Annotated in this window: 21 protein-coding genes; 8 read left to right on the plus strand and 13 right to left on the minus strand. The window is 63.2% G+C overall.

What is annotated here, in order from left to right; genetic code table 11:
* Positions 1-2: 2 nt before the first annotated feature.
* The 7 genes from AO356_RS25340 to AO356_RS25370 form a co-directional block, all read right to left on the minus strand.
* Positions 3-1,265: an SAM-dependent methyltransferase gene (locus tag AO356_RS25340; protein ID WP_060742119.1), complete on the minus strand. Its 1,263-nt coding sequence runs from the start codon at positions 1,263-1,265 to the stop codon at positions 3-5.
* Complete coding sequence (locus tag AO356_RS25345) at positions 1,237-2,052, minus strand: DUF1365 domain-containing protein (RefSeq protein WP_060742120.1); 816 nt, start codon at positions 2,050-2,052, stop codon at positions 1,237-1,239. Before AO356_RS25345 ends, AO356_RS25340 begins: the two co-directional genes overlap by 29 nt.
* Positions 2,049-3,296, minus strand: coding sequence for an NAD(P)/FAD-dependent oxidoreductase (locus AO356_RS25350; RefSeq protein WP_060742121.1), 1,248 nt, complete (start codon positions 3,294-3,296; stop codon positions 2,049-2,051). Before AO356_RS25350 ends, AO356_RS25345 begins: the two co-directional genes overlap by 4 nt.
* Positions 3,297-3,299: 3 nt before the next feature.
* A complete protein-coding gene (locus AO356_RS25355; RefSeq protein ID WP_060742122.1) occupies positions 3,300-4,055 on the minus strand; it encodes an SDR family NAD(P)-dependent oxidoreductase in 756 nt (251 codons plus the stop codon).
* A complete protein-coding gene (locus tag AO356_RS25360; protein ID WP_060742123.1) occupies positions 4,052-4,474 on the minus strand; it encodes a nuclear transport factor 2 family protein in 423 nt (140 codons plus the stop codon). The genes AO356_RS25355 and AO356_RS25360 overlap by 4 nt, the downstream gene beginning before the upstream one ends.
* 179 nt (positions 4,475-4,653) lie before the next feature.
* A complete protein-coding gene (locus tag AO356_RS25365) occupies positions 4,654-5,739 on the minus strand; it encodes an alkene reductase (protein WP_060742124.1) in 1,086 nt (361 codons plus the stop codon).
* A gap of 54 nt (positions 5,740-5,793) precedes the next feature.
* Complete coding sequence (locus AO356_RS25370; RefSeq protein ID WP_060742125.1) at positions 5,794-6,633, minus strand: pirin family protein; 840 nt, start codon at positions 6,631-6,633, stop codon at positions 5,794-5,796.
* 123 nt (positions 6,634-6,756) lie between these two features.
* Between AO356_RS25370 and AO356_RS25375 the strand changes: the two genes are divergently transcribed.
* Positions 6,757-7,671 (plus strand): LysR family transcriptional regulator, encoded by a 915-nt coding sequence (locus AO356_RS25375; RefSeq protein WP_060742126.1) that lies wholly within the window; start codon positions 6,757-6,759, stop codon positions 7,669-7,671.
* 45 nt (positions 7,672-7,716) lie between these two features.
* Here the strand turns inward: AO356_RS25375 and AO356_RS25380 are convergent, their stop codons facing one another.
* From AO356_RS25380 to AO356_RS25395, 4 genes are read right to left on the minus strand one after another with little or no spacing between them, the layout of a single operon-like run.
* Positions 7,717-8,931, minus strand: a complete 1,215-nt coding sequence (locus AO356_RS25380; protein ID WP_060742127.1) for a pyridoxal phosphate-dependent aminotransferase — start codon at positions 8,929-8,931, stop codon at positions 7,717-7,719.
* Complete coding sequence (locus AO356_RS25385; protein ID WP_060742128.1) at positions 8,928-9,566, minus strand: RraA family protein; 639 nt, start codon at positions 9,564-9,566, stop codon at positions 8,928-8,930. The genes AO356_RS25380 and AO356_RS25385 overlap by 4 nt, the downstream gene beginning before the upstream one ends.
* A complete protein-coding gene (locus AO356_RS25390) occupies positions 9,566-10,228 on the minus strand; it encodes an RraA family protein (RefSeq protein WP_060742129.1) in 663 nt (220 codons plus the stop codon). Before AO356_RS25390 ends, AO356_RS25385 begins: the two co-directional genes overlap by 1 nt.
* Complete coding sequence (locus tag AO356_RS25395) at positions 10,228-10,893, minus strand: RraA family protein (RefSeq protein WP_060742130.1); 666 nt, start codon at positions 10,891-10,893, stop codon at positions 10,228-10,230. The genes AO356_RS25390 and AO356_RS25395 overlap by 1 nt, the downstream gene beginning before the upstream one ends.
* A gap of 105 nt (positions 10,894-10,998) precedes the next feature.
* Between AO356_RS25395 and AO356_RS25400 the strand changes: the two genes are divergently transcribed.
* The 7 genes from AO356_RS25400 (at position 10,999) to AO356_RS25430 (ending at position 18,797) form a co-directional block, all read left to right on the plus strand.
* Complete coding sequence (locus AO356_RS25400) at positions 10,999-11,904, plus strand: LysR family transcriptional regulator (RefSeq protein ID WP_060742131.1); 906 nt, start codon at positions 10,999-11,001, stop codon at positions 11,902-11,904.
* A gap of 144 nt (positions 11,905-12,048) precedes the next feature.
* Entirely contained in the window at positions 12,049-12,852 is an 804-nt protein-coding gene (locus AO356_RS25405; protein ID WP_060742132.1) for an alpha/beta fold hydrolase, read from the plus strand.
* A gap of 1,140 nt (positions 12,853-13,992) precedes the next feature.
* Positions 13,993-15,318, plus strand: coding sequence for a flavin-containing monooxygenase (locus AO356_RS25410; protein ID WP_060742133.1), 1,326 nt, complete (start codon positions 13,993-13,995; stop codon positions 15,316-15,318).
* Complete coding sequence (locus tag AO356_RS25415; protein ID WP_003201555.1) at positions 15,318-15,728, plus strand: RidA family protein; 411 nt, start codon at positions 15,318-15,320, stop codon at positions 15,726-15,728. Before AO356_RS25410 ends, AO356_RS25415 begins: the two co-directional genes overlap by 1 nt.
* A 10-nt stretch (positions 15,729-15,738) precedes the next feature.
* Positions 15,739-16,413 carry a DUF1028 domain-containing protein gene (locus AO356_RS25420; protein ID WP_060742134.1) on the plus strand — a complete coding sequence of 225 codons (675 nt, stop codon included), beginning with the start codon at positions 15,739-15,741 and terminating at the stop codon, positions 16,411-16,413.
* The gene (gene argE, locus AO356_RS25425; RefSeq protein WP_060742135.1) at positions 16,406-17,575 is read left to right on the plus strand and encodes an acetylornithine deacetylase; all 1,170 of its coding nucleotides are present in this window, start codon (positions 16,406-16,408) and stop codon (positions 17,573-17,575) included. Before AO356_RS25420 ends, argE begins: the two co-directional genes overlap by 8 nt.
* Before the next feature lie 181 nt (positions 17,576-17,756).
* On the plus strand, positions 17,757-18,797 hold the full coding sequence (locus AO356_RS25430; protein ID WP_060742136.1) for an ABC transporter substrate-binding protein: 1,041 nt from the start codon (positions 17,757-17,759) through the stop codon (positions 18,795-18,797).
* Positions 18,798-18,893: 96 nt separating this feature from the next.
* Here the strand turns inward: AO356_RS25430 and AO356_RS25435 are convergent, their stop codons facing one another.
* On the minus strand, positions 18,894-19,805 hold the full coding sequence (locus AO356_RS25435; protein ID WP_060742137.1) for a LysR substrate-binding domain-containing protein: 912 nt from the start codon (positions 19,803-19,805) through the stop codon (positions 18,894-18,896).
* Between the two features lie 211 nt (positions 19,806-20,016).
* The gene (locus AO356_RS25440) at positions 20,017-21,219 is read right to left on the minus strand and encodes an NAD(P)/FAD-dependent oxidoreductase (RefSeq protein WP_060742138.1); all 1,203 of its coding nucleotides are present in this window, start codon (positions 21,217-21,219) and stop codon (positions 20,017-20,019) included.
* Positions 21,220-21,294 lie beyond the last annotated feature (75 nt).

The following is a 21,294-nucleotide window of genomic DNA, read 5'->3' on the forward strand; positions in this document are numbered from 1 at the left end:
ACTTACCGTTGTTCCGGCAGGAACGACGGGCGGGCGGCGGGACCGGCGAACAACAACTGGGCAACGCCGATGGCACGCTCCTGGAATCCCCCTTCGCAGTAGCACAGGTAGAACTCCCACAGGCGCTGGAAGGTTTCGTCATAGCCCAACTCCGACAAAGCCTGGCGCGATTGGCGGAAGTTCTCGTGCCAGTGCCGCAGCGTACGGGCGTAGTGTGCACCGAAATCCTCGAGGTGCAGCAGGTTGAGTGACGTCTGTGTGCTGGCGGTGTTCAACAGGATCGACAGCGATGGCAGGGCGCCGCCGGGAAAGACATGGCGTTGGATAAAATCCACCGAGCGCCGGGCTTGGGCATAGCGCTGGTCACGGATGGTGATCGATTGCAGCAACATCAAACCATCATCCTTGAGTCGTGCGGCGCAGCAGCGGAAATACTCAGGCAGGTAGCGATGCCCGACCGCCTCGATCATTTCGATGGACACCAGCTTGTCGTAGCGTCCCTGCAAGTCGCGGTAGTCCTGGCGCAGCACCTGGACACGCGCTTGCAGGCCCAGCGCCTCGACACGCTGCAGCGTATGGCGGTACTGCTCGTCGGACAAGGTCGTGGTGGTGACCTGGCAACCGTAGTGTGTCGCCGCATGGATGGCGAGGCTGCCCCAGCCCGTACCGATTTCCAGCAAGTGGTCGCCGGGGCGCAGGTCAAGCTTGCGACAAATGCGTTCCAGTTTGTTGCGCTGGGCGTCTTCCAGGCTCTGTTCGGGGCTTTCGAACAGCGCGGCGGAATACATCATGGTGGGATCGAGCAGTCGCTCGAACAGCTCATTGCCCAAGTCGTAGTGAGCCATGATATTGCGCCGCGAGCCTTTGCGATTGTTGCGGTTGAGCCAGTGCAAGCCACGCATCAGCGGGCGGCTGAGGCGAGCCAGGCCGCTGTCCATGGCGTCGAGCACTTCCAGGTTGGCCACGAACAGGCGTGTCACGGCGGTCAGGTCGGTGCTGCGCCAGTAGCCGCGGATATAAGCCTCTCCAGCACCGATGGAACCGTTGCCGGCGACCATGCCCCAGGCCGCGTCGTCGAGAATCTCGACCTCGGCCACCAACGGGCTGGCGAGGTCGCCGAAGCTCAACGGCGCGCCATCGACCGTCAGGCACAGGTGGCCGTGACGCAGGCGGCGCAATTGGCCGAGCACGGCCTGCTTGAAGAAGCCGCCGTTGAACAGGCAGGAGCTGCTGGCCTTAGTGACGCTCAGGGTGGGTTCGGGCATGGTCGGAGTCCTTGTGGGCGGTTTCGCCAATACTCAGGTCGCCTTGGCTGGCCTGGTGTGCGTGCAGGGGTGTGCGTTTGAACAGCAGGCGCAGGGCCTGCCAGTAGATGGCGCTGACAGTGCGCAGGCTCATCCATGGGAAGGCCAGGACATGACGGCGCAGCGACCGGCCATCGAGAGGCTGGCGCTCGAGCGCGAGGTGGGCCTCGAACACTTTGTGCCCGGCGCGCCAGTTCTCCATGTGCACACGGATACTGGCGTCCTGGACCAGGAAACGCATGCGATAGTCCATGTCCCGGGGCAGGAACGGTGAAACATGGAACGCCTTGGCCACCCGGAACGCCTGGGGTTCGCCCGGACGCACGGGCAGCACATAGTGGTAACGTTCGCGCCATGGGGTATTACGCACTTCGCAGAGGATCGCCGACAGGCGTCCGTCGGTTTCGTGGCAGAAATAAAAACTCACCGGGTTGAACGACAGGCCCCAACTGCGTGGCTGGGTCAGCAGGTGGATCGCACCTTGCGGAGCCGTGCCCAGGCTTTCGGCGAGGATCTCGCGCACGGCGTCGACCAGGGGCACGCCCAGATGGGTGCGCGCCGGCAGGTAATCGCGCTCGCGCCAGCACAGCGGCGCCAGGGTCCATGGCCGCAGCAGGCGCGACAGGCCCAGCACGTGCTGCTGTTCGGCGAGGTCCAGGTACAGCATGCCGATCGGATAACGAAAGGCGTGGACGCGTGGGGCATGACGCCGATGGTCGATCCAGCCGCGACACAGGCTGCTGTTCACAGGTGCTCTCCGAAATGCTCCGCGACGTGGAGTGCGCTGACCACACCGTCTTCATGAAAACCGTTGGCCCAATAGGCTCCGCAGAAATAGCTGTGCCGCTGCCCTTGCAACTCACCCTGGCGGGCCTGTGCGGCGACGCCGGCGAGGCTGTACTGGGGATGGGCGTAATCGAAGCGTGCAAGCACCAGGGCCGGGTCGACCGCATCGCTCTGGTTCAGGCTCACGCAAAAGGTCACCGGCGCGTCCAGGCCCTGGAGGATGTTCATGTTGTACGTCAGCGCGGCCGGTGCCTGGGGTGGTCCACCGAGGCGGTAGTTCCAGCTTGCCCAGGCCTGGCGCCGCCGTGGCAGTAGTCGGGTATCGGTGTGCAGCAGCACTTCGTTGCTGGCGTAGGCCAAGGCACCGAGGACCTCGGTCTCTTCGGCGCTGGGAGCCTCGAGCAGGGCGAGGGCCTGGTCGCTGTGGCAGGCGAACACCACTTTATCGAAGTGCTCGATGCCAACTGCGCTGGTCACGCTGACCCCGCTGGCGTCCCGGCTGACGCGTTGCACCGGGCAGTCGAGTCGGATGTGCTGGCGGAACCCGGCGCACAACGGGGTGATATAACCGCAAGAGCCGCCTTCGATCACGCGCCATTGCGGACGGTGGTTGACTGACAGCAGACCGTGGTTGTGGCAGAAGCGCACGAAGAACTGCAGCGGAAACTCCAGCATCCTGGCCGGCGACATCGACCAGATCGCCGAACCCATAGGCACGATGTAGTGATCGATGAAACGCTGGCCGTAACCGTGGCTGTGCAGGTAGTCACCGAGCCGCGTGGCAGCGTCGATGCGTTGCGCCTGCAGATCGGCTGTCGCCTGCCGGTTGAACCGCAGGATGTCTCGCAGCATGCCCCAGAAACCGGGTGACAGCAGGTTGCGCCGGCGGGCGAACAGGCTGCGCAAGGTGTGGCCCTTGTATTCTTGCCCGGTGGCCGGTTCATGCACCGAGAAACTCATTTCCGTAGGGCGCGAAGCGACACCCAATTGGTCCAGCAGGCGAATGAAGTTCGGGTAGGTCCAGTCGTTGTACACGATGAAACCGGTATCCACGCCATAGCGTCGGCCTTGCCAATCGACCTCCACGGTATGGGTGTGGCCCCCGATCCGGTCGTCGGCCTCGAAGAGGGTGATCTGATGGCGACGGTTCAACAGGTAGGCGCAGGTCAACCCGGAAATGCCACTGCCGATGATTGCGATGCGCATGTCTCAAGATTCCTTGTTGGGGCGTGCCAGGCGCCGGCCCAGGGCCAGCCGCCAGCGGGCGGGCAACTGTCCGAGCAGGCGTAGAACGGCGGTGAAGGCCCAGGGAAATGCGATGTCCAGCGGCCGTGCCGGCAAGCACCGGGCGATATGCCGTGCCGCCTGTTGCGCTGACCAGCGCATGGGCATGGGGAAGTCGTTGCGCCGGGTCAGCGGGGTATCGACGAAACCGGGGCTCACCAGAGTGACGTCGATGCCTTCGGCGGCCAGGTCGATACGCAGGGATTCCACCAGGTAGCGCAATGCCGCCTTCGAGGCTCCGTAAGCCCCGGCACGCGGCAGGGCCAGCCAGGTGACCGCGCTGCCCACCACCACCAGATGCGGGCGTTGGCCCCGGCGTAGCAAGGGCAAGGCCGCCTCCAGGCAATGGCTGGTACCGAGCAGGTTGGTGGTGATGACACGCTCGACGAGGTGGGTGTCGAAATGCCCGGATTCCAGGTATTCACAGGTCCCGGCATTGAGGATCACCACGTCCAGCGCCAACCATTCACGCTCGATCTGCTGGCAGACCAGGGCGACCTGGCGCGGGTCGGTCAGGTCGCCCGGCAGTGCCAGCACCTGGTCTGGATAGCGGGCCGCCAACGCCTGCAAGGGTTCTGCCTGGCGTGCGCTCAATGCCAGGTGATGGCCTTGTTCCAGCAACTGTGCCGCGAGGGCCGCGCCAATGCCGCTGCTGGCCCCGGTCAGCCAGATGCGGCTCATGCCAGCCTCCGCTTGAGCCAGCGGACCGCCGGTCCCAGCAACGGCAGGTGTTCGTAGAGCAGGGCGCCGGCGTCGAAGAAATCCTGGTGATGGTAGACACGGTCGGTCCAGCGCAAATGGCTGCAACCCTGCAAGGCAATGGGGGCGCCGCCTGCCAGGCGTGGGTGCCGAAAGTGCAAGGTCCAGCGCAGATAACCTTCACCGGGAGCGACCTCATCGAACGCGTGGAAGTCGTAGCGCACGTCATGGGCGTTGGCATACAACTGCGCAAAGTACTCGCGCAAGGCGGTCAGGCCTTCGATCCGGTGCAACGGGTCCTGGAAATGGATGTCGACGCTGTAGAGCTCATCGAGCTCGCCGAGGCGACTGGCGTCCAGCTTGGCGAAAGCCTGGGCGAAACGCTGGAGATAGGCGGACATGCTAGGCTCCGAAATATTGTACAGAAAACTGTTTCTGTACAAGTTTTGAAGCCTACTTCAGGAGTTATACATTTGAAAGTTTTTTGTACAAGAAAATGTGAATTTGTACAATTTTAGTCGAGGCAAGAGCAGGGCGTCGCAAGCCCTGCTTTGCGTCTTGCTGGCTCACGTCTCCTGGATCATTGCGCCCGGGCTTCGGCCAGGGTCGGATAATCCGTGTAGCCCCGTTCTTCGCCTTGGTAGAAGGTCGCTGCGTCGGGTGTGTTCAACGCCTCACCCTGTTTGAAGCGCTCCACCAGGTCCGGGTTCGCCAGGAATGGCGTTCCGAACGCCACCAGGTCCGCTTCGCCACGACCGATGGCATTGCCCGCACGTTCCGCGCTGTAACCGCCGTTGGCAATGTAGGGGCCACCGAAGCGGCGCTTGAGTTCGAGGAAGTCGAACGGGCCTTCACCCAGTTCCACGATGTGCAGGTAGGCCAGGCCATAACGGCTGAGCATCCGGGCTGCGTATTCGAATGTCGCCTGCGGGTTGCTGTCGCTCATCGAGAAATAACTGAAGATCGGCGACAGGCGCACGCCCACCCGGCTGGCCCCGAAGACTTCGATCACCGACTCGACCACCTCCTTGAGGAAACGCGCGCGGTTCTCGATCGAGCCGCCGTAGGCATCGGTGCGTTGGTTGGTGCCGTCACGCAGGAACTGGTCGATCAGGTAGCCATTGGCACCGTGGATCTCTACGCCGTCGAAGCCAGCCAGCTTCGCGTTGACAGCGGCCTGGCGGAAGTCGGCGACCACGCCCGGGATCTCGTCGAGTTCCAGCGCCCGTGGCAGTTCATAAGGCTTGAGGCCTTCGGGGGTGTAGATCTCGCCATCGGCCTTGATCGCCGAGGGTGCTACCGGTTGGGCGCCGTTGACTTGCACCAGGGGATGGGACAGACGGCCCACGTGCCAGAGCTGCAAAAAGATTTGCCCACCCTCGGCATGGACCGCGTCGGTCACCTGTTTCCAGCCGGTGATTTGCTCAGGGGTAAAAATCCCCGGCGTTCTCAGGTAACCCTTGCCCTGGGCCGACACCTGGGAGCCTTCGCTGATGATCAAGCCGGCGCTGGCGCGTTGGCTGTAGTACTCGGCCATCAGGGCCGTGGCCGCATCGCCTGTTCCTGCGCGGCTGCGGGTCATCGGCGCCATGATCATGCGGTTTTTCAGGGACAGCTTGCCGACCTGGGCGCGGGACAGCAGAAGGTCGAGACCGATGTTGGTCATGATGTTCACCTCTATGGGATTCGGACAGTGGATCAGGGTTGAGTCGAGGAGCGGCTAGGCCAGCCGACCCTCTTGCTGCAAAACGGTGCCGATGCGCTGGATTTCCTTCTCGCCTTTTTCCAGTGCGGCTTTGCTGGTGTGCACGGAGTAGTAGCCCATCACCAGGTCGTGGGGATGCTTGACCGCCGAACCGAGCACGAAGGAGGTCGCGCCCTGGGCAACGATGTCGATGGCTCCGCCGGATTCTTCGAACACCACCATTTCCCCGGCATTGACGTTGCCGCCAGCGTCGAGGCTGCCGTCGTTGACCGCCAGCCAGGCAACGGTGTGCCCAGCCGGTGGCGTATAGCGCCAGCGTTCCTGGTCTTTCAATTGCACAGCCAAGTAGTTCATGCCCGCCGGGGCTGCAACGCTGCTGCGAGCCGCGCCATGTTGGCCGAGCAACACCAGCGCCGGACCCTCCCGGCGGATAGCGGAGGGCGCCAGGTAGACACTGTGGGCCGGGGCATTCTCTTCATCGGCCGGCAGCGCGACCCAAAGCTGGAAGCCTTTGATCGGCGAGCCCTCCACTGGCCTGCCGTCATGCCATACGCCATTGCCTGCGTGCATCCATTCCATGCCGCCGGAGGGCAACACGCCCGATTGACCGGTGGTGTCTTCGTAAGTCACCTGGCCGTCGATCATGTAGGTCAGCGTGGCGATACCGGAGTGGGGGTGCATGCCGAAACCTTTTGGCATGACGTTGTCCGTGAAAGCGAAGAGGTCGAGAAACACAAAGGGCTTGCAGAGTTGGCCGAGGTCGCCCGGGCTCATGAGGCGCGTGATCGGCCCGTGGCGGTTGCCCCGGGTGCGGTGGACGATGGTACGCGGTGGCGCTGCGACGATGCTGTTCATGGATGACCTCGGATTCTTGAGCGTTGGTGGCCTCGATGCGAGAAGGATAAGTGCCTGGCAATAGATTGATTAGTCGATACAATCGGATTGAACTCATCCAAAAAATGAAGGAATCGCGACCTGATGCTCGATCTGAATGATGTCGCACTGTTTGTCCAGGTGGTGCGCAGCGGCAGCTTTGCCGAAGCAGCCAGGCGACTGGGCATGCCTTCCAATACCGTGAGCCGGCGGGTCCAGCAGTTGGAGGCGCAATTGGGGAAGCGACTGTTGCAACGCTCCACTCGCAAACTCACGCTGACTCAGGTGGGGCAGGGGTTCTATGAACGCTGCGTCAGCGCCGTGGATGGGCTGACCGAGGCGGGGCAGGAACTGATGAAGGGCAGCGATGAACCCAGTGGCCTGGTGCGTATCGCGGCGATGGCGGATTTCTTCGATTTTTTCCCGATGCAATGGGTGGCCGACTTTCTCGTCGCGCATCCTCGGGTGCAGCTTGATTTCGTGCTCAGCGATGCCAAAGTCGACCTGATTGCCGACCGCATCGACGTGGCCTTTCGCGGCGGTGCGCTACAGGACTCCGGGTATGTCGGGCGCCAACTCATCAAGAACGAAGGTGATGGGATGGTCGCCAGCCCCGCCTACATCGCCAAGCGCGGTGCGCCGAGTTCGCTGCAGGAGTTGGCTCACCACGACAGCGTGGCCTTTGCCCATCCCAGCGGCTTGAGTCACTGGCGGCTCATCGGCCCGGACGGCACCGAGGAAGAGGTGCAGGTTCCCAGCCGCTTCAACGCCAACACCGCTCAAGCGTTGCGCAAGGCTGCCGTGGCGGGCCTGGGCATCGCCGTGCTGCCCTCGGCGCTGAGCAGCGTGGACCTGGACGCTGGAAGGCTGGTACGTGTGTTGCCGCAGTACCAGCGTATTGGCTTCGGCCTCAATGTGCTCTATCCGAGCCGGCGCCAATTGCCGCTGGCGGTCTCGGCGTTCATTGCGTTGGTGATGGAAAAGCTGGAGCTCAAGGCGTTTCCGGCGCGGTTGAACTGAGCTGGCCATTACGATCCGAGTCTGTGCCCACCGTTTGATCCTGGTTCAGCGAAGTGCATCGCAGAATCCGCGAATCGCTTCGCAGGCCTGGCGCAAGGACGCATCATCCAGGGCGTAGGCAATGCGAATGTAAGGGCCAAGTCCGAACGCGCTGCCGTGTACCACTGCCACGTCTGCTTCATCGAGCAGCGCGTGAGCGACATCTTCATCGGTGTGCAGCACCCGTCCTCCGGATGAGGTCCGGCCGATCAAGCCGGCACAGGAGGCGAACGCATAGAAGGCGCCACCCGGGCTTGCGCAGGCAAGACCCGGCGTGGCATTCAGCAGCGCCACCATCAAGTCGCGACGACGCTGAAACACGGCACGGCTTTCGCGAATGAAGTCCTTGGGGCCGTCCAATGCAGCCAAGGCTGCTTGTTGGGAGATTGAGCTGGCGCCCGAAGTCTGCTGCCCTTGGAGTTTTTCCATGGCCTCCAGCAGCCAGCGTGGCCCGGTGGCAAACCCGATGCGCCAGCCCGTCATGGCATAGGCCTTGGAAACCCCGTTCATGGTCAGGGTGCGCGAAGCCAGCCGTGGTTCGACTTGGGCAAGGGTATAGAACACCTGATCATCGAAGATCAAATGCTCGTAGATGTCGTCCGCCAGGATCAGCACGTGAGGATGGGCCAGCAACACGTCGGCCAGGGCTTGCAGTTCTTCCCGGCTATACACCGCACCGGTCGGGTTGGACGGCGAGTTGAGGATCAACCAGCGGGTCTGCGGGGTGATCGCCGCATCCAGCGCGGCGGGCGTCAACTTGAAGCCGCTGTCGGCATCGCAGGTGACAATCCGGGACTCGCCGCCACAGAGCTGGACCATCTCCGGATAACTGACCCAATAGGGCGCCGGCACGATGACCTGATCCCCCTCGTCAAGGGTCGCGGCCAGGGCGTTGTAGATGACTTGCTTGCCACCGTTGCAGACCAGGGTGTCCTGCCAGGTGACGTCAAGGCCGTTTTCCTGGCGGAACTTGGCGGCCACGGCTTCACGCAGGGACCGTACGCCGGCGACCTGGGTGTAGCGGGTGTGACCCTGTCCGATGGCCTCGATCGCCGCCTCGCGAATGTGCTTGGGCGTATCGAAATCAGGCTCGCCGGCGCACAGCGAAATGATCTTCGCCCCCTGTGCGCGACGTTCGGCCACCCGGTCCATGATCCGATAGGTCGCCGAGGATTGCGCACGCGCCAGGCGCCGATTCAGTCGTTGGATGTCGACGCTCATGCGCGGGTTCTCCACTCGGTCAGGTTCATCAGTTCCAAGGTTGAGCGGCCTTCGGTCAACGCTTGCATCATCTGGGCTTCCTTGTTGGCGCGGGCTTCGCCTTCGGCCAGGGTTCGTGCGACATCCGCCTTGGGAATGATGATCACACCGTCTTCGTCGGCCACCACCAGGTCGCCTTGGGCAACATGGGCACCGTTGAAATTGAACGGCTGGCCCACCGACGGCGCGCTGGCCTTGACCGTGCCTTTGACCGAAATGCCGCGGGCAAACACCGGGAACCGGCGTCTTTTCAGCGCCGCGATGTCGCGCACGCCACCATCGATGACCAGGCCGACCACGCCCGCTGTTTCAGCCGCCACGGTGAGCACTTCGCCCCAGTAGCCGGCGATGAAACTACCCGTGCCCACGACCAGCACGCTGCCACGGGGTACGCGTTCCATGGCCAGGTGCAGGGCCAGGTTGTCACCCGGCGAGCATTCCAGTGGGTAAGCGGGTGCAGCGATGAAGGCACCGTCCCAGACCGGGCGGATCGCGCTGTCGACCGCGCAGGGCTGGTGGCAGGCTTCATACAGGGTCGAGCTGCCCAAAACCTTGGCCCGGGCGTGAAAATCCTTGGGGAACAGGAGCGTGGTCATCAGACTTTCCTCTGCAGGCTGTGGTAGCCCAGTGCGGCGCGGGCTTCTTTCAAGGTCTTGCCTTGGGCGATCAGGGCACGGATGTCGGCTTCGACCGATTCGATCTGCCGGGCGCAGGCCGCCACTTCCGCGGCCCGGTCACGGGGGACGACCACCACGCCGTTGGCGTCGGCGACCACGATGTCACGGGCACAGACCCGGGCGGTGCCGATGGACACCGGCTGGTTCACCGACTGCACCTGCACGCGGTCCTTGCCGGTGCGCATGAAGCGGCCTTTGCTGAAGATCGGATAGCCGTCGCCCAGGGCCTTGTTCACGTCACGGCAGACACCGTCGATGACGGTGGCGGCGATCTGCCGCGAGCCTGCGTACTGGGTCATGATGTCGCCCCACACGGTGCAGTCGGTGCGGCCGCCATTGTCGATGACCACCACGTCGCCAGCAGCCACGTCTTCGATGAAGTCGCCCACCGTGCCCGGCGGAGTGCTGGCCGAGACGTATTGCACGGTAAATGCCGGCCCGACGATGACTTGGTTGTAGTTGTCCAGGGGCGCTACGCCGAGGCATTGGCCGGGCAGGCCGAGTTTATCCAGTGCGTCGGAGATGCCTGGGGTGTCCAGGCCTTCGAACAAGGCGACCAGGCTTTTATCTTCAAGGTTCATCAGGAGTGCTCCACGTGGATGGCTTCGAACTGGGTGTCATGCATCACTTCGGCGACCGAGCGACCGCTGCGCACCGCCTCGACCATGCCGTCCTGGCGGCGGGCGATGCGCTCGCCCAGGTCGAGCACCTTGTCGATGTGGGTCTGGGGAATGAAGACGGTCCCGCAGTTGTCGGCAATGACAAAGTCGTCTTCGCTGACATCGACGCCAGCGACGGGGATGGTCACTGCCGCGTCGATTTGAATGACGCGGTTGCGGGCACTGACCATGGTCACGCCGCGGCCAAACACCGGATAGCCAATGGCTTCGCTGCCGTCGATGTCGCGGCTGAAACCGTCGATCACCGTACCGCGCACCTGCTTGCCGACCGCGGCGTTGGCGAGAATGTCGCCCCAGCAAGAGACGCCTTCGATTCCACCTGCGATCACCAAGACGCGATCATCGCTGTCGATCTGCTCCACCACCGGGGTGATCAGATGGACCGTGGGGACGTTGTCGGATTTAGCGGCCAGCAGCACGGTGCTGGCGCGGCCGACGATCTTCGGGCAATTCCATAGTGGGCGCAGCCCAACGGTGGCTCCCGGCAACCCGAGGAAATCCAGGGCGTCGGACACCGTGTTGGTGTCCAGCGCCGCCAAGCGGTCCAGCAAACTCATAGCATTCATGGGCAAATCCCAAAGGTGGCGGAGGGGCCCAGTGTCGAGGAGGAAGTTTCATAGGTATATTACTGATCACGTAACCCACAGATACGCTGAACCTATGGATCGCCCATGATCAATTTCCGTTTGATTCGTCATCTCTGGCTGTTCCTGGCGGTTGCCGAGGAACAGAATTTCGGGCGCGCGGCCAAGCGCCTGGGCATGTCCCAGCCACCGCTGAGCGAGCAGATCCAGGTGCTTGAGCAGGCGCTCAAGGTCAAGTTGTTCGAGCGTTCGCGACGTGGGGCGCAACTGACCCCGGTGGGGGCGGCGATCCTGCCGGCGGTGCGTAAATTCGCTGATCAACTGGAGCGCCTGGAACTGGCCGTGGAAGAAGCCGTGGCGGGGCAGTCGGGCATGCTGACCATCGGTGCGATCTCCACCGCCATGTTCGATGTGTTGCCAGGGTTGATCGAGCAACTGAAGGCCGAGCATCCGCACCTCACCGTGTCTGTCCGGGAGATCGACAGTGTCGAAGCCGTGCCGGCATTGGAAGCCGGAGACATCGACCTGGCCTTCGCCCGGCTGGACGGGGACCTGGGCCATTCGATCAGGTCATTGCCGTTGAGGGAAGATCGCCTGGTGGTGGCCTTGCCCAGCGATCATCCCCTGGCTTCGCGGACACGGATCAGCCTGTCGAGCCTGTCCACCGAGCCCTTGGTGATGTTTTCCCGCAAGGTCAGCCCGGTGTACTTCGATAACCTGATCGCGACCTGCCGGGCCAGCGGCTTTTCGCCTCGGGTACTGCATGAAGTGCGCTCCGTTGCCTCGCAAATTGCCTTCGTCAGCTATGGCCAGGGCATTGCGCTGGTGCCGGCGTCGTTGAAGAAAATGGCGCCGCAGAACGTGGTGTTCCGACCACTCAGCCAGAAGCTCAACGTCGTGACCACCGCCGTGGCCTGGAATGCCGGACGGCTCAATCCGCTGGTGGAGGAGGTGGTGGCACGTTTGCAGGGGCGGGGACGAACAGAGGGTTGATCGATAGGTTTGGCATATCAAGGCAATCCCGAATCAGGAATTTACACAACCCTGGATTGCCCCGACATTGCGAGCCTGATTGCCGGCAATGCGTCCTGGCATACTCTGTTCACTCAAGGAATGACTCACGTGCCCCCAGTCGAAATGTTCTCTGAACTGAAACTCCCCCTGACCGTGGAGGGTGTTGCACTGAACGTCGCCACTCTGCGGCGTGAGGGCGAGCGTGCCCCTATCCTGTTCCTGCATGGATTTGGTTCGACCAAGGAAGACTATGCCGACATCGTGCTGCACCCGGCATTCAATGGTCATCCGTTTGTCGCCTATGACGCTCCGGGTTGCGGCGAAACCCAGTGCGCCGACCTTTCCCGGATCAGCATTGTGTTCCTGCTGGAAACGGCCTTGCAGGTACTGGCGCATTTCGACATCGAACGCTTCCATCTGGTGGGCCATTCCATGGGCGGGTTGACCGCACTGATGCTGGCCCATCACTTCCCTGGCCGGGTGCTCAGCTTTGTCGATATCGAAGGCAACGTGGCCCCGGAAGACTGTTTCCTCAGTCGACAGATCGTGGACTATCCGAGCGGCGATCCCGAGGCGTTTTTCACCGCCTTCATCGAGCGTGCCCGCCACGCGCCGGCCTACGCCAGTGGTCTTTATTCGGCGAGTCTCAGGCATAAGGTCCGCGCCGGTGCCGTGCCGGGGATTTTCCACTCCATGGTCGAGCTCTCCGACAATGCCGACCTGATGGGCAAGTTTCTCGGCTTGCCGTGCCCGAGGATGTTTATGTTCGGCGAGCAGAATGCCTCGCTGTCCTACCTGTCGCACCTCCAGGCCGAAGGCATCCGGCTGGCGTCGATCGCCGATTGCGGGCATTTCCCGATGTACTCCAACCCCGTGGCGATGTGGCAACAGATCGCCGATTTCCAGGCCGGCGTCGTGGCGGAATAAGCCCGTTGTGCCGCACCTCGCCACAAAGGCATCCCCTCTCCAGGGTGTGGATGTCAGGGGTGGCGCCTACCGCGTGCATCGACCTTCTTGCCACACCGCCAAACCGCTCTTGTGGCGAGGGAGCTTGCTCCCGCTGGCTGCGCAGCAGCCTAAAAGCTGAACGCAATCCGCCTGACAGATCTCGGTAACGGGTCTGGGGCCGCTGCGCAGCCCAGCGGGAGCAAGCTCCCTCGCCACAAAGACATTCCCTATCCAGGATGTGGACGTCAGGGGGGCGCCTACCGCATGCATCGACCTTCTTGCCACACCGCTAAACCGCTCTTGTGGCGAGGGAGCTTGCTCCCGCTGGCTGCGCAGCAGCCTAAAAGCTGAGCGCAATCTGCCTGAGAGACCTCGGTGACGGGGCTGGGGCCGCTGCGCAGCCCAGCGGGAGCAAGCTCCCTCGCCACAAAGGCATTCCCTCTCCAGGATGTGGATGTCAGGGGTGGCGCCTACCGCGTGCATCGACCTTCTTGCCACACCGCCAAACCGCTCTTGTGGCGAGGGAGCTTGCTCCCGCTGGCTGCGCAGCAGCCTAAAAGCTGAGCGCAATCCGCCTGAAAGATCTCGGTAACGGGGCTGGGGCCGCTGCGCAGCCCAGCGGGAGCAAGCTCCCTCGCCACAAAGGCATCCCCTCTCCAGGGTGTGGATGTCAGGGGTGGCGCCTACCGCGTGCATCGACCTTCTTGCCACACCGCTAAACCGCTCTTGTGGCGAGGGAGCTTGCTCCCGCTGGCTGCGCAGCAGCCTAAAAGCTGAACGCAATCAGCCTGAGAGATCTCGGTAACGGGTCTGGGGCCGCTGCGCAGCCCAGCGGGAGCAAGCTCCCTCGCCACAAAGGCATTCCCTCTCGCCACAGGTTTCGCATACCTCAGGTCCAAACAAGACTCGCCTTGTTCCCTTGGGCATCACGCTCGGGCAGTAGCCCATTTTTTTCCTTCCCAGCAACGACAAAAACCCTCGTTTCGCAAATCCCCGCCTGCCAACACAATCGCCTCGACACCTCATCCCGATAACCGCAACCGCAGAACAACAAGAAAACCGAACCCGAGGCGGCGCCATGCCGGCCTGAATCAAACCTAATGCCGGAAGTGCACAGACATGCCTGTTGAAACCCTACGCATCGATACGCTTGTTATAGGCGCCGGCCAGGCCGGCGTGGCCATGAGTGAGCACTTGAGCCGACAAGGCGTGCCTCATCTTGTCGTGGAGCGCAGCCGCATTGCCGAGGCCTGGCGCACGGCTCGTTGGGATTCGCTGGTGGCCAACGGGCCGGCCTGGCACGACCGCTTTCCGGGGTTGGAATTCGAAGGGCTCGACCCGGATGCCTTCGCGACGAAGGACCAGGTGGCCGATTACTTCGAAGCCTATGCCCGCCAGTTCAACGCACCGATCCGTACTGGCGTGGAGGTCCGGGGCGTCGAGCGCAATATCGGGCGTCCGGGCTTCACCGTTGAAACCTCCGACGGCCTGATCGAAGCGATCCACGTGGTCGTCGCCACCGGGCCCTTCCAGCGGCCGGTGATTCCACCGATTGCGCCGGACATGGCAACGGTCACCCAGCTTCACTCGGCTCAGTATCGCAACCCCGGGCAATTGCCCGAGGGGGCTGTGTTAGTGGTGGGCGCCGGGTCATCGGGGGTGCAGATCGCCGATGAACTGCAGCGCGCCGGCAAGCAGGTCTATCTCTCGGTGGGGGCCCACGATCGTCCGCCCCGGGCCTATCGCAACCGCGATTTCTGCTGGTGGCTGGGCGTGCTGGGCGAGTGGGATGCGGAGGCGGTCCAGCCGGGCAAGGAGCACGTCACCATCGCGGTGAGCGGTGCCCGTGGTGGCCATACCGTGGATTTTCGCCGGTTGGCCCACGAGGGCATCACCCTGGTGGGGCTGACGAAATCGTTCAATGGCAGCGTGGTGACCTTTGAACCGAATCTGGCCGAAAACATCGCCCGCGGCGACGAAAACTACCTGGCGCTGCTGGATGCCGCCGACGCCTACATCGCCCGCAACGGCTTGGACCTGCCGCCCGAACCTGAAGCTCGCCACCGGCTGCCTGATCCGCAATGCCTGACCCAACCGATTCTGGAACTGGACCTGGTCGCCGCCGGCGTGACCAGTGTCATCTGGGCCACCGGCTACTCGGTGGATTACAGCTGGCTGAAAGTCGATGCCCTCGGCGCCAATGGCAAGCCTCGGCATCAGCGTGGCGTTTCCAGTGAACCGGGCCTGTATTTCGTCGGCTTGCCCTGGCTGTCGCGACGGGGCTCGGCGTTCATCTGGGGTGTCTGGCATGACGCCCGGCATATTGCCGACCACATCGTGAAGCAACGCATTTACCTCACCTATCAAGATGCTGCCCAACGCCAGGCCCCGGCACTCGACAGCGATTCACACCGTTCGAAAACCAGTCTCACGGGAGTTCGTTGATGCCTACTCACACGCGCATTCGCATGTTCAACACCAAGGACACCTACCCGAACCAGACGCTGGACAACGACCTGTGCCAGGCCGTACGAGCCGGCAACACCGTCTACGTGCGTGGTCAGGTCGGTACCGATTTCAATGGTCAGCTGGTGGGTCTCGGCGATCCTCGCGCCCAGGCCGAGCAGGCCATGCGCAACGTCAAGCAATTGCTGGAAGAGGCCGGCAGCGACCTGAGCCACATCGTCAAGACCACGACGTACCTGATCGACCCGCGCTATCGCGAGCCGGTGTACCAGGAGGTCGGCAAGTGGCTCAAGGGCGTGTTTCCGATCTCCACCGGCTTGGTGGTCAGTGCCCTGGGCCAGCCGCAGTGGCTGATGGAAATCGACGTGATCGCGGTGATCCCTGAATAAGGAACGGAACATGACCTTTTCCATCGTTGGACGCTGTGCCGAAACCGGCCAGTTGGGCATCGCCATCAGTTCCTCGAGCATTGCCGTCGGCGCCCGTTGCCCCTGGTTGCGCGCGGGCGTCGGCGCGGTGTCGAGCCAGAACATTACCCTGCCGGCCCTGGGCCCGCAGGTTCTCGATGAACTGGCGGGTGGCCTGGCGGCGCAAGCGGCACTGGAGCGGACCCTGGCGCGCAACGGCTACAGCCAATACCGGCAAGTGGCGGTGATCGATGCCGAGGGCCGCACGGCGATTTTCAGCGGCGAGCATACCCTGGGCACCCACAACGCAGTGGCCGGTGAGCAATGCGTGGCGGCCGGCAATCTGTTGGCCAACGCTGGGGTGATCGAGGCCATGGTCACGGCCTTCGAGCAGGGCGGTGGTTGTCTTGCGTCGCGTTTGATGAGCGCGTTGCAGGCCGGGCAGGCGGCGGGCGGGGAGGCCGGGGCGGTGCATTCGGCGGCGCTGTCGGTGGTCGATGACCTGACCTGGCCCATCGTCGATCTGCGGGTGGATTGGGCCGAGGAAAATCCCATCGGCGAGCTGGAAAAACTCTGGCTCGCCTATCAGCCGCAATTGCAGGATTACCTGACCCGCGCGCTCAACCCGACCCTGGCGCCGAGTTATGGAGTGCCGGGTGATGAGTGAGCTGCGCAGTCGCGCGCTGCTTGCCGAACTGGTGAGCTTTGCCACGGTCAGCCGCGATTCGAACCTGGCCTTGATCGAGTTCGTGCGCGACTACTTGCAAGGGCTGGGTGTGAACAGCGAGCTGATCTACAACGCCGAGCGAACCAAGGCCAACCTGCTGGCGAGCATTGGCCCGGCGCTGCCCGGTGGCGTGGTGTTGTCCGGGCACACCGATGTGGTGCCGGTGGACGGGCAAGCCTGGACGGTCGAGCCGTTCTGCCTGACCGAGATGGACGGTAAATGGTTCGGGCGCGGCACGGCGGACATGAAGGGATACCTGGCCTCGGTGCTCGCGGCGGTGCCGGTGTTCTTGTCCAGCCCGCTTCGGCGACCGGTGCACCTGGCGTTTTCCTATGACGAAGAGGTGGGTTGCCTGGGCGTGCGCAGTTTGCTGGAAGTGCTGCCGCAGCGTATTGCGCAACCGGCGCTGTGCCTGATCGGCGAACCCACCGAACTCCAACCGGTGCTGGGCCACAAAGGCAAGCTCGCCATGCGTTGCCATGTCAAAGGGGCGGCTTGCCATTCGGCCTATGCGCCTTACGGGGTCAACGCTATCGAACAGGCGGCGCGCCTGATCGGGCGGTTGGGCGAGATCGGCGCGCAACTGGCCGAACCCTCGCGGCACGACCCGCGCTTCGACCCGGCGTTTTCCACAGTGCAGGTCGGGGTGGTCCACGGCGGCACGGCGCTGAACATCGTCCCGGCGGACTGTCGTTTCGATTTCGAGGTACGCGCCTTGCCGGATTTCGATCCCCTCGTGGTGGCTGAGCAATTGCAAGGTTATGCCGAGCAGACCCTGCTGCCGGCAATGCAGGCGGTGGCGGGGGATACAGCGATCCGCTTCGAACCGTTGTCGGCCTACCCGGGCTTGGCCACTTCGCCGGACAGCGCGGCCGCCCAACTGGTTGCACGGCTGTGCGGCAGCGACGCTTTCAGCACCGTCGCTTTTGGCACCGAAGGCGGCCTGTTCCATCAGGCCGGGGTGCCGACGGTGGTCTGTGGCCCCGGCAGCATGGACCAGGGGCACAAGCCCGACGAATACGTGAGCGTTGAACAAATGGCTGCCTGCGACCGCTTGATGGATCGGCTGGCGAGCTATCTCTGTGAACCCAATGATTGCTGACCGCAAGGTGCCTGAGGAGGACGATTTCAATGGAAGGAGATTCCTCGCGGTCAGCCAGGCGACACCCATGAACAGGCCGACAAGAGCCTTTGCTGTAGACCTTGCCGCCCGTATTTACGGTCACTTTTGAGTCCCGTCACCGGCTCGTGCGGGCGAGCCGGTATTTTCGAGGAACCGCTTCATGTCCAGATCCTTGCGTTGCAATATTGCGTGTGCCCTGGCGTTGCTGAGTACCAGTGTCCTGGCCGCGCCACAGAGCCTGACCGTGATTTCCTTCGGCGGCGCCACCAAGCAGGCCCAGGACAAGGCCTACTTCCAACCTTTCAATGCCAGCGGTGCGGGAAACATCGTGGCCGGCGAATACAACGGTGAGTTGTCGAAGATCAAGGCCATGGTCGCAGCCGGCCATACCAGCTGGGACGTGGTCGAAGTGGAGAGCCCCGAGCTGTTGCGTGGTTGTGAAGAGGGGCTGTTCGAGAAGCTTGACCTGGGGCGCCTGGGCGACCCGGCGAACTATGTGCCGGGAGCGCTCAATGAGTGTGGGGTCGCCACCTACGTGTGGTCGATGGTCCTGGCCTATGACCAGAGCAAGCTCGCCAAGGCACCCAAGTCCTGGGCGGACTTCTGGAACGTGGCCGAGTACCCGGGCAAGCGCGGCCTGCGCAAGGGTGCCAAGTACACCTTGGAAATCGCGTTGCTAGCCGATGGGGTCAAGGCGCAAGACTTGTACAAGGTGTTGAACACGCCCGAAGGTGTGTCCCGGGCCTTCGCCAAACTCGACCAGATCAAGACGAATATCCAGTGGTGGGAGGCCGGCGCGCAACCGGCGCAGTGGCTGGTGGCGGGGGATGTGGCGATGAGCGCCGCCTACAACGGCCGCATCGCTTCGGCGCAAAAGGAAGGCATGAAGCTGAGCATTGTCTGGCCGCAGAGCCTGTACGATCCGGAGTACTGGGCGGTGGTCAAGGGCACGCCGAACAAGGCCCTGGCCGAGCAGTTCATTGCCTTTGCCAGCCAGCCGCAGACCCAGAAAGTGTTTTCGGAAAACATCCCTTATGGGCCGGTGCACCGCAAGACACTGGCGCTGTTGCCGACGGCGGTACAGGAACAGTTGCCCACCGCCGAGGCCAACCTGGCTGAAGCCCAAGCCGTGGACGCGGAGTTCTGGGTCGACCATGGCGAGGAACTGGAACAACGCTTCAACGCCTGGGCCGCTCGCTAGACATATCCCTTGTGGCGAGGGAGCTTGCTCCCTCGCCACGGGGTTGGTGTTTTACTTACAGGCCGGGGCGGGCAGTTGTGCCTGGCCTGCCGTGGCTCAAGGCAGCCATTGCTTGAACTGTTCCTTGCAATAGTCGACAAACAACTGCGCCGGTTTGGTGAGGTGCGCGCGCTTGAGCCAGCCTGCCACCAGTGCCGAACCGGTCACGTCCTCGGCGATGTCGACGCATACCAGGTGTTGCCCATCGTAGGTGCAGGTGGAGTGCGGGCGGGTCACCAATACGGCAAAACCAAAGGACTGGCCGACCATGCCCCGCACCATCTCGATGGACGGCGAGCTGAAGACAATGTTGGGCGTCAGGCCCAGCTCCTCGAAGATGCTCACGAAATAGGTGCGACTGGGCTGCACGTCCAGCAGGATCATCGGCTCGAGGGCCAGGTCGCGCAGCGACACCTGGGCCTGGTCGGCGAAGCGATGCCCCGCCGGCAACAACGCGTAGGGGCGTTGCGGCGCCGTCAGTGCTTCGGTCTCGATGGTACTGTCGAGGTCGTGTTCATAGAAAATCGCCAGGTCGAAACGCCCTCCCGTGAGGCCTTGCACCAGCTCCTGTTGCTCGCCATCCTGCACGCGGATTTCCACCCCCGGGAAGCGCTCGCGAAAGCCTGCGATCAACCGCGGCAGGTAGAGCGGGGCGACGGTTTCGAAGCAGCCGATGTCGATCTGCCCGCTGACCACATCGTTATCGGCCAGCGCGTTCTGCTCGAACTCCCGGGCCATGCGCAACAGCTCCTGGGCCTTGCGATAGAAGCGTGCGCCACCGGGCGTCAGCGATACCCCCTGGGCGTGATGCCGAATGAGCAATTGCACACCGAAACTGTCTTCCAAGCCCTTGATGGCGGAGGCGATCGACGGCTGGGCGATGTACAGCTTGCGGGAGGCTTCGGCGACGCTGCCACATTCGACGGTGGTGACGAAGTACTTCAGCTGACGCAAGGAATAGGACGCCACGGCACACCTCGATCCGGATGATTTCTGCCTACCTTACCTTGTGCACGGAGGGCGGTGGGCGGGCATTGATACGGATTTTGCTGGGCAGTGACGATATTCAGGCTGGCTTGGTGAAGAGCGCCGGAAAAAAACGCCTGCCCAAGGATCGTTGGCAGGCGTCTGGGAAAGACCGGCGCAGAAAGGAGGGACTGGCCGGGGGCGGAAACGGCTTTCAGGCTACCGGGATCAACGGGTCGGCGGCGGCCAGGGCGGTTGCGCGATCAGCCGCGGGCGGGTAGATCCACACTGTGTTGATCTGGGTCTTGAGCTCCTTGGCTTCCTGCCCGACCAACTTGAGCTGGCGATCCCAGCCTTCGGTGTACACCGCGCCCCAGGCACCCAGGTCCAGGCAGGTCACATACTTGGGTTGGCTGTAGGCCATTGGCGCCACACCCAGCAAGTCGGCCGCGACGTTGTTGCCGGCATAGCGGCCCAGGGCGATGGCGTGCTGGCAGGACATCGCCGCATAGTTGCCCAGCGTGTCGGTGGCGGCGTAGGCCACGTCACCGCTGGCGAATATGTCGTTCTGGCCCAGGACTTTCAGGTTGGCATCGACGTGCAGGCGCCCCTGGCGATCGCGGGTAGCGGGTACCTGCTGGGTCAACGGACTGGCGCGGAACCCCACGGTCCAGATCACGGTATGGGACTCGATACGCTGGCCGCTCGACAGGGTGACGCCACCGGCATCCACCGATTCGACCGAGGCGTTGAGAATCCACTCGATACCCAGGTGTTCGGACGCTTCGACAATGGATGGGCTTATGCCGTCGCCCAACGCTGCACCAATCTGCGGCCCGCGATCCACCACGATAACCCGGATGTCCGCATCCTCGCCGAGGACGGCGCGCAGGCGTGCGGGCATTTCGGTGGCGGTTTCGATCCCGGTAAAGCCGCCGCCGGCCACCACCACGGTGTTGCGGGCCGGGCTGTCCGGCAGATGTTTCAGCGACTTGATATGGGCTTCGAGACGGCTTGCCTGTTCGATTTCATCAACGTCGAAGGCATGCTCGATCATGCCCTCAAGGTCGGGGCGAACCAGTTGGCTGCCCGCCGCGAGCACCAGGCGGTCATAGCCCAGGGTGCCCTGGGTACCGAACGCATCCACGTAGCCCACCCGTTTGTTGTCGACATCGATACTGCTCGCCGAGCCTTGTACGAAGTTCACGCCCACTGCGTCGAACAGACTACCCAGCGGCGCAGCCATGGTATGGACGTCCGGCTCGTAGAAACGAGGACGAATGCGCAGTTCAGCCTGGGGGGCCAGGACGCTGATCTGCACGTCATGACGATCGTGTTGGTCCAGCAGCCGGGCCGCGCTCAATGCGCTCCAGACCCCGCCGAAACCTGCGCCAACAACCAGAATATGTTGTTTCATGATGAGCTCCCGAAGACAAAATCGATACGTTGAATTGTTTAACTGTTTCAGCGTGACCGTGTCGCGAAGTACTCC

Origin of the sequence: Pseudomonas fluorescens (assembly GCF_001307275.1) — a bacterium.
Classification (GTDB): domain Bacteria; phylum Pseudomonadota; class Gammaproteobacteria; order Pseudomonadales; family Pseudomonadaceae; genus Aquipseudomonas; species Aquipseudomonas fluorescens_AA.